At 25.0% G+C, this 12,408-nt stretch carries 10 protein-coding genes; 7 read left to right on the top strand and 3 right to left on the bottom strand.

Annotation, left to right across the window (positions count from 1 at the left end; translation table 11 throughout):
* Positions 1–29: 29 nt before the first annotated feature.
* A complete protein-coding gene (gene lgt / locus ABNS14_RS01315) occupies positions 30–890 on the bottom strand; it encodes a prolipoprotein diacylglyceryl transferase (protein WP_348666570.1) in 861 nt (286 codons plus the stop codon).
* Positions 891–1,120: 230 nt separating this feature from the next.
* Positions 1,121–1,600 (bottom strand): RNA pyrophosphohydrolase, encoded by a 480-nt coding sequence (gene rppH, locus ABNS14_RS01310; protein WP_348666569.1) that lies wholly within the window; start codon positions 1,598–1,600, stop codon positions 1,121–1,123.
* 264 nt (positions 1,601–1,864) lie between these two features.
* Between rppH and thiB the strand changes: the two genes are divergently transcribed.
* Genes thiB through thiQ form a run of 3 tightly spaced genes read left to right on the top strand, consistent with a single transcriptional unit; the run spans position 1,865 to position 5,125 of the window.
* Complete coding sequence (gene thiB / locus ABNS14_RS01305; protein ID WP_348666568.1) at positions 1,865–2,872, top strand: thiamine ABC transporter substrate binding subunit; 1,008 nt, start codon at positions 1,865–1,867, stop codon at positions 2,870–2,872.
* Positions 2,848–4,455 carry a thiamine/thiamine pyrophosphate ABC transporter permease ThiP gene (gene thiP / locus ABNS14_RS01300; protein ID WP_348666567.1) on the top strand — a complete coding sequence of 536 codons (1,608 nt, stop codon included), beginning with the start codon at positions 2,848–2,850 and terminating at the stop codon, positions 4,453–4,455. Before thiB ends, thiP begins: the two co-directional genes overlap by 25 nt.
* Positions 4,448–5,125, top strand: a complete 678-nt coding sequence (gene thiQ / locus ABNS14_RS01295) for a thiamine ABC transporter ATP-binding protein ThiQ (RefSeq protein WP_348666566.1) — start codon at positions 4,448–4,450, stop codon at positions 5,123–5,125. Before thiP ends, thiQ begins: the two co-directional genes overlap by 8 nt.
* A gap of 469 nt (positions 5,126–5,594) precedes the next feature.
* Here thiQ and djlA read toward each other — a convergent pair whose 3' ends face one another.
* The gene (djlA, locus tag ABNS14_RS01290) at positions 5,595–6,404 is read right to left on the bottom strand and encodes a co-chaperone DjlA (protein WP_348666565.1); all 810 of its coding nucleotides are present in this window, start codon (positions 6,402–6,404) and stop codon (positions 5,595–5,597) included.
* A gap of 154 nt (positions 6,405–6,558) precedes the next feature.
* Here djlA and lptD point away from each other — a divergent pair, with 154 nt between their 5' ends.
* From lptD to rsmA, 4 genes are all read left to right on the top strand, one after another.
* Positions 6,559–8,877, top strand: a complete 2,319-nt coding sequence (lptD, locus tag ABNS14_RS01285; protein WP_348666564.1) for an LPS assembly protein LptD — start codon at positions 6,559–6,561, stop codon at positions 8,875–8,877.
* 75 nt (positions 8,878–8,952) lie between these two features.
* Positions 8,953–10,251: a peptidylprolyl isomerase SurA gene (gene surA / locus ABNS14_RS01280; protein WP_348666563.1), complete on the top strand. Its 1,299-nt coding sequence runs from the start codon at positions 8,953–8,955 to the stop codon at positions 10,249–10,251.
* On the top strand, positions 10,248–11,243 hold the full coding sequence (gene pdxA, locus ABNS14_RS01275; RefSeq protein WP_348666562.1) for a 4-hydroxythreonine-4-phosphate dehydrogenase PdxA: 996 nt from the start codon (positions 10,248–10,250) through the stop codon (positions 11,241–11,243). Before surA ends, pdxA begins: the two co-directional genes overlap by 4 nt.
* Positions 11,236–12,066: a 16S rRNA (adenine(1518)-N(6)/adenine(1519)-N(6))-dimethyltransferase RsmA gene (gene rsmA, locus ABNS14_RS01270; RefSeq protein ID WP_348666561.1), complete on the top strand. Its 831-nt coding sequence runs from the start codon at positions 11,236–11,238 to the stop codon at positions 12,064–12,066. Before pdxA ends, rsmA begins: the two co-directional genes overlap by 8 nt.
* The last annotated feature ends 342 nt before the right edge of the window (positions 12,067–12,408 follow it).

Here is a 12,408-nt window from a genome sequence, read left to right as displayed (position 1 = left end):
AATATATTATTATCAAATAACAAATTATATTAATATTTTCTTAATTTGTATGACCATTTCATTAAAAAAATACCAAAAACAATCATAGGAAATGACAAAATTTGCCCCATACTCATACCAAAAAAAAGTCCTAATTGAAAATCTGGCTCACGAAAAAATTCAACAAAAGTACGAAAAATTCCATAACTAATTAAAAATAATCCTGATACACTACCTTGTGGTCGTAATTTATAAATAAACACATTTAAAATCAAAAATAAAATCATTCCCTCCAAAAACATCTCATAAAGTTGAGAAGGATGTCTTGGTAATAACCCGCCATACTTTTCAAAAATAGGAAGTAAACTAGAATCTTGATGAACAATCTGAATATCATAATCATGTGATTTTGGAAATAGCATAGCCCAAGGAGTATTTAATGTAACACGCCCCCACAATTCTCCATTAATAAAATTTCCCATACGCCCTATACCTAATCCAAATGGAATTAATGGCGCAACAAAATCTGCAACTGAAAAAAAATTTCGTTTAGTTTTATATGCATACCAAAACATAACACATATAACACCTATTAAACCACCATGAAAAGACATCCCTCCATGCCAAACTTTAAAAAGATAAAGAGGATTACTTAAAAATAACGAAAAGTTATAAAATAAAACATAACCTACCCGACCACCTATAACTACGCCAAAAAAACTTAAATATAACAAATTTTCAACTTCAGTTTTTTTCCAAGTACTATTAACTTTATTAGTCATTCGTTTTGCTAACCACATCGCAAAAAAAAATCCTATTACATACATCATACCGTACCAATAAAATTTTATTGGACCAATAGAAAAAATAACAGGATCAAGATCAAGAATAATTATTGAAGTATCATTCATTATCTCTAGTCTCTATTATGTTTATGAAAATTTATTATGGTAAATTTTTATTTTATACAAAAAACCACATAAAAACTAAGAATAGTGAGTATATTACTAATTAATGAATTTATTAACTAATAAATAAAATTTATTATTATATTTTAAGTAAAACTATTACTTTTTATATCTTTAAAATTTTTATATCTTTAAAATAAAACATTTTATCATAAAATCACTTGTTATCAGTATTACACAATTGACATAACAATAGGAGCAAATTCTTTCATAACACGTCTATACACATCAAGTTTAAAAAAAACAACTTGACGTACGGGATACCAATAACTTACCCAGCGCCATTTATCAAATTCAGGAATTTTATTTTTTTGAACATTAATATTATGTTCATTACAAACTAATTGCAAAAGAAACCAACGTTGCTTTTGTCCAATACAAACTGGATTCGCATTCCAACGTACTAAATGTTTAGGTAATTTATACCGCATCCAATAACGAGTAAATGCTAATATTTTAACATCTTTACGAGCTAAACCTACTTCTTCAAATAATTCTCGATACATAGCTTCTTCTGGTGATTCTTCAGGATTAATTCCTCCTTGGGGAAACTGCCATGAATGTTGTCCATAGCGACGAGCCCATAATACCTGTCTTTGGTGATTACAAATTACAATTCCTACATTCAAACGATAAATATTATTATCAACCATTAAAATACCTCTAGATAACAAAATTTAATTTTTTATACTATTTTATGATAATTTTGTATAAATTATAATCTTTAGATTAAAGAATAAAACTTCATATTTACTTTGTCATAAATCTCTCAATATGTTATAAAAAAAATTAATGAATATTAAATTAATTAATAAATGTTGAAAAATACTGATAACACATATATAATTTAATAATTATATCAGCGTTTATTATTTTTTTTCTAACCACATGTTTTCTATATAAAAGAGTATTCATTATTGAACAATTCACTTTTAACAATAATTATTATTAGCTGTATATCTTTTCAAACGTTAGCAATACAAAAAAAAAATATATTAACAATTTATACTTATAATTCTTTTATTACAGAGTGGGGTCCAGGACCAAAGATAAAATCTGCTTTTGAAAAACAATGTAACTGCACAGTAAAATTTGTTGGATTAAATAATGGAATAACCTTACTCAATCGACTTAAAATTGAAAATAAAAATACCAAAGCAGATATTGTACTAGGGCTTGATAATAATTTAATTGACATTGCTAGAAAAAGTGGTTTATTTGCTCAACACAACATTGATACAAGTAAATTACACTTACCAATAAAATTTGATGATAATGTCTTCATCCCTTACGATTATGGTTATTTTGCTTTTATTTATGACAAAAATAAGATTACTAAAGCACCAAAAAATTTTGGTGAACTTATTAACAGCAAAAAACAATGGAAAATTATTTACCAAGATCCGCGTACTAGTACTCCAGGTTTAGGTTTACTGCTTTGGATACAAAAAATTTATAAAGATCAAAGTGTTGATGTATGGAAAAAAATAGCTAAAAAAACATTAACTGTTACTAAAAATTGGAGCACAGCTTATGGCCTTTTTTTAAAAGGAGAATGTGATTTTGTACTCAGTTATACTTCTTCACCAGCTTATCATTTATTGCATGATACAAATGATAAAAAAAATAATTATACAGCTGCACTTTTTGATGATGGGCATTATTTACAAATTGAAGTTGCTGCACAATTAGCTAATACTCATAATGTTAAACTAGCCAAAAAATTTTTACAATTTATGCTATCCCCAATATTTCAGAAAATATTACCTACAACTAATTGGTTATATCCAGCAATTGATATACCATTACCTGAAGTTTATAAAAAAATACAAATACCAAAAAAAACATTACAATTTGATGCAGAAATTATTAATCAATATCGTAATCAATGGATCTATTTATGGCAAAATGCCGTCAGTTACTAATATTACTTTCATTGTGGCCCGGTACTATTGTTTGCTGTTTTTTCATAAGTATTCTTATAATAACTTTTAGTACTTTATTATTACATGTACCTAAAATCATTTGGAAAGAATTTATTAATGATGCTTATTTATGGTATGTAATTTTTTTTACTTTTTTGCAAGCATTTTTATCTACTTTATTATCAGTTATTCCTGCTATATTCATAGCAAAAAGTCTTTTCAGACGCTATTTTCCATGTCGTACACTATTCCTGCATTTATGCTCAATAATATTTGCATTACCAGTATTAGTTGCTATTTTTGGATTATTAACAATATATGGTCGCATGGGATGGATAGCAAAACTTTGTCAATGGTTAGGAATTAATTACCAATTTACTCCTTATGGATTAAAAGGTATTTTATTAGCACACATTTTTTTTAACTTACCATTATCTATACACATGTTATTACAAACTTTAGAAAATATTCCAATTGAACAACGCCAACTTGCTGCACAACTTGGTATGAATCATTGGCAATATTTACGTATTGTTGAATGGCCGTATATTAGACGACAAATCTTACCTATATTTTCTTTAATTTTTATGCTATGTTTTTCAAGTTTTTCTACTGCTCTTACACTTGGTGGGGGTCCAGCAGCAACTACAATTGAATTAGCTATTTATCAATCATTAAGTTATGATTTTAACATAAACAAAGCCGCTTTTCTTTCTCTTTTACAACTATTTTTTTGTTTAAGTCTAATATTATTTAGTCAAAAATTTAATGTTGTTTTTTCCGTTGGAAACACACAAAAATTTTACTGGATGAATACATACGATAACATAATTAAAAAAATTTGGGATACTTTTTTGATTAGTTTTACAATATTTTTTTTGATTACACCTTTATTAGCAATTATTATAGATGGGGTAAACTTTACAGCATTACATTCATTAAAAAACCCTGGATTATGGAAAGCATTTGCTAATTCAATATATATATCTATTAATGCCGGAGTCCTTTGCATCATTCTTACTATGATGATACTATGGAGTACTCGTGAATTGCGTTTAAGAAATTTTATTAAACTTTATAAAATTATGACAATGAGTGGATTATTAATCCTTGCAATTCCAAGCATAGTATTAACAACAAGTTTTTTTTTACTCTTTCATAATACCTTTGAGTTTAATTATTCTCCATATGGGTTAATAATTTTTACTAATGCTTTAATGTCTATTCCTTATGCTTTAAAAGTATTAGAAAACCCTATGTATGATTTAGGTGAACGTTATAATATATTATGTATCTCATTAAACATCAAAAACATTAACAGATTATGTATAATTGAATTAAAAGCACTTAAATATACGATAAGAAAAGCTTTCGCTTTTTCTTGTATATTATCAATAGGAGATTTCGGTATAATTGCACTATTTGGTAATGAAAATTTTCATACTTTACCTCATTATCTTTATGAACAATTAGCTGCTTATCTTAACAAAGATGCTGCAGGTACTGCACTAGTACTATTATTTCTATGTTTTAGTATATCTATATTATCACAAAATTGGTCTGGAAAAAGAAAATATGATTAAAATAGATCAACTTATTTATTGTTATGAAAACCTAAACATGGAATTTACCTTTAAAATAGATCAAGGAGAAAAAGTAGCCATTTTAGGGAGTAGTGGAGCAGGAAAAAGTACTTTACTAAATTTAATCGCAGGATTTCAATATTCAAAAAAAGGTGAAATTTGGCTCAATAAAAAAAAATGCACTTATATCCCACCAGAAATGCGTCCAGTCTCCATTATTTTTCAAGAAAATAACCTTTTTTCTCATTTAACCGTTTGGCAAAATATTGCCTTAGGGATTACGCCCAGTTTATATTTAAATGAAACTCAACATAAAATAGTAGAAAAAATTATAAAAAAAGTGTCATTAGAAAATTGCCTAACACGTTTACCTGGACAAATATCAGGTGGGCAAAAACAACGAACTGCATTAGCACGTTGCTTAATTCGTCAAAAACCAATTTTACTATTAGATGAACCTTTTTCTGCGCTGGATCCTACATTACGTAATGAAATGTTAATTTTACTAAAAAAAATATGTGATGAAAAAAAATTAACTTTACTCATGGTTTCTCATAATTTAGAAGATGCTATAAAAATAACAACACGATGTATTATTATATCAAAAGGAAAAATTACTTATGATGGTCATCATAAAGATCACATAAAATACAAAAAACATACTGTATGAATATATATCCTAAAACTAACCCAAAAAAAAATATTTTTCATATTTTTATATATATCAAAATATAATAAATAATTAATTTATTTTTTATGTAAGAAAAATCGATTAATCTTAACTATTAGGATATATAAAATATAATATCATCTTTTAAAAAAAGATTTTATATTTCAAAATTTTTTACATAAAAAAACAAAAAAATATTAACTAATATATCTATTAAACAGAATTATTTAATATTTATTTAAGTTTAAAAAATTCAAAAAAATCAAGAAATACAAAAAATACTGATATATTTATTATAACTTTTGATATAATACTCAAAAAATAATTCTTAATTCTAATCTCTAACCCTTATCATATAAAAAATATATTTTTAAAAAACTTATAATATAAAAACTAGCAAATAATATCATTACTAAACTCTTTTTTCATATCTTATAAAAATATACAAAAAACAAAAATAAAATTCATATCATTTCAAGTTTTTTACTTTTTTTATAAAATCATACGCAGATTGAATTGATTGTGCTTTTTTTTTAGCTCTTTCAATCATTTCTTTCGGTAATCCTTTAGCAATTAACTTATCAGGATGATGCTTACTCATTAATTTACGATAAGCACGTTTTACTTTAACAAGATCATCATCAACTTCTACACCTAAAACTTTACAAGCATTTTCAAATATTCCTTTTTGCATTTTTTTTCCATGATGATTTGAATTATAATAATTGTCATTAAATTTCTGATTCCTTTCCATCATATTCAAAAATTCCAAAAATTGTTGATAAGAAATACCTAATTCGTCTGATATAATAAATAACATTTTTCTTTCATTAGGATGTAAACTCCCATCAGAAAAAGCAGCTTGTATTTGAATTTCTAAAAACATTTGAATAAGATCCAATCTACCAAAACAAGCAAGACGTAATCTTTTTAATATTTTTCTTATAGGAAATGTTTTTTCTTTTCCTTCTCGAAAAGCATTTCTAGCTAAAATTCTGGCATTGCCATATAACTGCATTTTATCCATTAAATGTGTCGCTAATTTTATATCCAATTCAGTAATTCTACCTTTAGCTTTTGTTAAATGACCTAAAATTTGAAATGTACTTATAAAAAAAAGTGATTGAAGATTTTCTTGAGGATCTAATTTATCTAAAATTTCTTCTTCTGATACTTTATCATATGCATGACCGATCAAAAAACCAATAATAAGACCTAAAATATGAGTACCAAAAATGATCCCCAACATAACGCCAATAATTTTTCCAGAATATTTCATAAATTTCTTAATTCCTCAATATTCAGAGTATATACTTTTATATATCATACTATTCATTTTACTCTGTGCACAGAATACAAAAAAATACAGAACTGATAATTTTGAAATACATAAAAAAATTAACAATTGAAATTTTACTAAAATGATAATCTCAATGAAGAAATTACGAAAAAAAATTATAAAAAACAATTACTTTATAGTAATTATTAGTATAATGTATATAACTATTTATAGCCAACAATCTCAAGCAAATTTAAAAAAACAATGTGCAATACAACAACATGTAAATAATCAGTCAACTATTGAAGATAATCCTATTAATATGCCTATTTACATTACTGCAAAAAAAATTACTTCTTCATATCCTAATTTTATAGAATACAAAGGTAATGTAAATATTCAACAAGGAAATCAAAAACTTATTGCAGATAAAATTCAATTAAAACAAAAAAACATCAACAAGAAAATATTACGCACGATAATCGCAACAGGTAATGTAAATTATGATGATTCTCAAATCATCCTCAGAGGAGAAAAAGCACGGGTAAATTTAGATAATAAAGATGCAGATTTTGAAAAAAGTAATTATTTTATGGTTGGGCGACAAGGTCATGGTTATGCAAATAAAATCCAATTACGTAAAAACAATCGTTATACAATTTTAGAAAAAGGAACATTTACCTCTTGTCCAAAAAAAAGAGAAAATTGGAATTTAATGGGTTCAAAAATTGTTGTAGATCGTGAAGAACAAATTCTTAAGATAAAACATGCTAGTTTTCTTATTGCTAACGTCCCAATTTTTTATAGTCCTTACTTAATATTACCAATTGGAAATAAACGTCGTACCGGGTTTTTATTACCTAATATTACTTATTCAACAAAATCAGGATTAAATTTTAAAATACCTTTTTACTGGAATATTGCTTCCAATTATGATTTAACTATTACACCAAAATTTATAACTTCTCATGAAATTGATATAAATAATGAATTACGTTACTTAACTAACTTTGGCACAGGAACTGTTAAAGTAGATTGGTTTAAAAAAAACAATAACAATCAAAAAAATCCCTGGATTTTTCATTGGCAACATTCTGGAATATTTCAAAATACATGGCAATTAGATTTTGAATACAAAAAAAATAATGATTTAAGAAATTTTATAAGTGTATCAGATAAATACAAAAAAAATTTTATTGATTATCTTAATCAAAAATTTAGCATCAGTTATAAACAACCTAACTTAGATACAACTTTTACATATAAACATTTTCAAATTATTGATGATTTAGTAAAAAATAAATATTATTATACTGCACCACAATTAGATTTGCACTATTATCAATATAATCTTGGCCCCGTTAGTTTTAACACTTATGCACAAGCTACTTATATTACTAATAGCGCTGATCACAATCCCAATACAATACGCTTACATATCGAACCAGAATTAAATATACCATTATCGAATAATTTCATAAAAATCAACAACAGTATAAAAATTATGGCTACATATTATAATCAAGATATCCCATTCAATTTAAATAATAATAATCTTCCAAAACATGTTACTCGTATTTTACCTGCCATAAGTAGCGATGCAAAAGTTATTTTTAAACGTAACTTATTAATGAATAAATATTATATGCAAACGTTAGAACCTAGAATACAGTATTCTTATATCCCTTATCGTGATCAAAGTAATATTAATAATTATGATTCAACTTTACTAGAAACTGATTATTATAGTTTATTTCGAAAAAAAATATATACTGGACTGGACCGTATTAATGCATCTAATCAACTAACTGCTGGAATCACAACTCGTATTTATAATGAAAAATTTATCGAACGTTTTAATTTTTCAATTGGACAAAAATATTTTTTAAAATCTTCTAAAATTGAGGATTTTAATTCAAAAATAAACAACAAAGATAATATTGGTTCAATATTATGGGCAGGTAATGCTTATTTTCAATTAACAAACCATTGGAAATTATATGGAAGTTTGCAGTATGATAGACGTTTTAATAATATTGCTAGGGGTAATATTTCTACAGAATATCAAATAGATAAGAATCATTTAATGCAACTAAACTATCGTTTTGTTGATCCTCAACATATTGAATCGACTTATAAAAACATATTAAATCTCCAAAATGGAATTTCTCAAATAGGAGCTATAATAACCTGGCCATTAGGTTATCATTGGAAATTTATAAGCTCATACTATTTTAGTATAAAAGATAACCAACCGATTAATCAATTAATCGGATTAGAGTATAATACTTGTTGTTGGTCAATGACCATAGGATATGAAAGAAAAATTACAGATTGGAAAAAACAGAAATCCATGAATGACTATGATAATCAATTATCATTTAATTTAGAACTCAGAGGTTTAAATAATAATGATTTTAATATTCAAGACATACTATCTAATAGTATTATACCTTACCAACCAATCTTTTAGCACAAAACAATATTTTAAAAACAAAAAAAAGATAAAATATCATGCAATATTTACAAAACAATACAAAAAACTTTTATGAATAATTGGAAATTAATAATTATTAGCCTATTATATACAATTAGTACGACATCAACAGCAATGGAACTAATGAATCAAATAAAAGCTATTGTTAATGATGAAGTCGTATTAGAAAGTGATATTGATCATGTTCTGAATACAATAAAAATAAATATAAACAAAAAAGAACAGAAAACAGAAGAAATAAAAAAATTACGTAATCAAATATTAGAAAATTTAATTTTAGATAATATTATTTTGCAAATAGCAAAAAAAATGCAGATTCAAATATCTGAAGAAGCAATAGATACGACTATTGCTAATGTTGCATTACAAAATGGATTAAAAATTGATGAATTACAAAAAAAATTAGCAATGGACAACATTAATTTTGAATCTTACCGAAATAACATTCGTCAAAAAATGATGATCAATCAAGTACGCAATTATGAAATTAGTAAAAGAATTATTATTTTACCACAAGAAGTAGATTCATTATCCAAACAACTTGATTTACCGATTAATCCAGAAGGCAATATAGAATTAAGTCATATTTTTATTCCTATAAAAAACAATACAAATCATCAAGAAATTTTAATAGCATTAGATCACGTAAAAAAAATTATTATGAAATTAAAAAAAGGAATCAGTTTTGAAAAACTGGCTCTTCTGTATTCTACTGATACTCAAATATTAAAATATTCAGAAAAAAGTTCATATAAAATTAAAGAGTTACCCAATATTTTTCATCAATATATTCAAAATGCAAAAAAAAATGATATCATTGGTCCTATACGTTCTAATTTTGGATTCCATATTTTAAAAATAAAAAACATAGAAAATAATAAGATACCAATTTATATAACAGAAGTAAAAATAAGACATATCCTAATTAAATTTTCACCAATTATGAATAATTCTCAAGCTTATGAAAAAATAAAAAATATCAAAACACAAATTGAAACTGGAAAAATAAATTTTCAAAAAGCAGCTAAAAAATATTCAGAAGATTTAAATTCAGCAAAACATGGTGGTGAAATTGATTGGAATAGAAAAAATGTTTTTGATCCAATTATACAAAATAATTTAACACATTTAAAGAAAAACCAAATAAGCCAACCAATTCAATCTTCTTTTGGTTGGCATTTAATTCAAGTGCAAAACTTTCGTAAAGTAAATAAAACAGATGAAATAAAAAAAAATAATGCATATAATTTAATATTTAATAGAAAATTTAAAGAAGAAGAAAAAATTTGGATTCAAGAAAAACGTGCATCTGCCTATATAAAAATTTTAAATACTAGTAATAACAAATGATTTCTACAAAAAAAAACATCAACAGTATAGTTATAACTCCAGGTGAACCATCTGGAATAGGTCCTGATATTTTAATACAAATTGCTCAACAAAATTGGCCAGTCCAACTAGTGGCTTGCGCCGATCCAAATTTATTAAAAGCTCGTGCAAAATTATTAAATTTAGCATTAAAAATGTATCCTCTAAACTCAAAAAATAAAACACAAGCTGCTAAAACATTAACAGTTTTACCAATAAAATTACCTGCTCAAGTTATACCTGGTCAACTTAATAAAAAAAATAGTAGTTATGTAATAGAAACATTACGTCGAGCATGTGATGGCTGTATAAATGGTGAATTTTTAGGATTAGTTACTGGCCCGGTTCATAAAGCAATTATCAATGATGCAGGTATTCCATTTATTGGACATACTGAATTTTTAGCTGAAAGAAGCAAAGTCAAAAAAGTAGTTATGATGTTAACTACAGAAAAATTAAAAATTGCCCTTGCAACAAATCATATACCTCTTAAAGAGGTACCTAATGTAATCACTTTTAAAAATTTAGAAGAAACTATTTATATTTTAAATCAAGAATTACAATCTAAATTCAAGATTAAAACACCAAATATTTATGTATGTGGATTAAATCCTCATGCTGGAGAATATGGATATATTGGAAATGAAGAAATTGAAATTATCATTCCATTAATCAAAAAATTACGTGTTGAAGGATTAAAAGTTTATGGTCCTTTTCCTGCCGATACTTTATTTCAAAAAAAGTATTTGACTAAAGCAGATGTAATTTTAGCCATGTATCATGATCAGGGTCTTCCTGTATTAAAATATAAAGCTTTTCATCATGCTGTTAATATTACTTTAGGATTGCCTTTTATACGCACTTCAGTAGATCATGGAACAGCAATAGAATTAGCAGGAACTCTAAAAGCAAATATCAATAGCTTCATAACTGCATTAAAACTAGCTATCAATATGACAAAAAAAAATGAATAATAAAATTTATCAGGGACACTTTCTTCGTAAACGTTTTGGACAAATTTTTTTAACTGACCCTTACATCATTAATAATATCATCAAAATTTTTAATCCAAAAGATAATCAAGAAATTATAGAAATTGGTCCTGGTTTAGGCGTCTTAACATTACCTCTTATGAAATATGTAAAACATATGACGGTCATAGAGTTAGATCGTAATTTAGCTTTTCGATTAATGAAAAATCCAAAATTAAAACATAAATTAACAATTTTACAAAATGATGCAATGAAAATTGATTTTGGTGCTATTGCTCGATCAAAAGGTAAACAAATTAGGATATTAGGAAATCTACCTTATAATATTTCAATCCCTCTAATTTTTCACCTTTTTAATTATATACATACCATTACTGATATGTGTTTCATGCTACAAAAAGAGGTTATCAACCGTTTAATAACAAAAAAAAACATGAAAACATATGGTCATCTAAGTATAATGACTCAATATTATTGTCAAATAGAACATATTTTAACAGTACCACCTTCATCTTTTACACCAAGTCCAAAAGTAGAATCCGGTATTGTTAGATTAATTCCTCACAAAAAAAATTATTACCCTATTTGTAACATCAAGATACTCAATGCTATTACAAAGTTGGCATTTAGTCAAAGACGTAAAATTATTACTAATAGTTTAAAAAAACTATTTAGTATTCAGGATTTTAAAAATTTAAACATCAATCCGAATAGTCGTGCTGAGAATATTTCAATTAAAAAATATTGTAAATTAGCAAATTTAATTTCTAAAAATAAAATAAATTATGATAGATTTATTAAATAACAAATAAAATATTTTTTAGAATTTCTGAATTCTGAATGTTGAGATAAAAATAATTTTTTAAAAATTATACATTTTTTTTTAAAATCAACAATTTTCTTTTTGTCATTTATCATATTTTTTTTATAAAAAAATTATGATAATTAGAAGATTATAATTAGTTTGTTATAAATAATACCAAAAATACTTTATAAAACACAAATTCAAGAAATCATAGAAAAAACTTGATCTCAAAAAATACTTTTATGATAAAAAATGATAATTTTTTACAGAAAATTTTATTAAAACTATAGCAATTATTATAATAAAAAAATAAAATGGATATTTTAATATTATGTCTTTCAA

Source organism: Arsenophonus symbiont of Ornithomya chloropus (genome assembly GCF_964026495.1).
Classification (GTDB): Bacteria; Pseudomonadota; Gammaproteobacteria; order Enterobacterales; family Enterobacteriaceae; genus Arsenophonus.
This window is presented reverse-complemented; position numbering and strand designations above follow the sequence as displayed.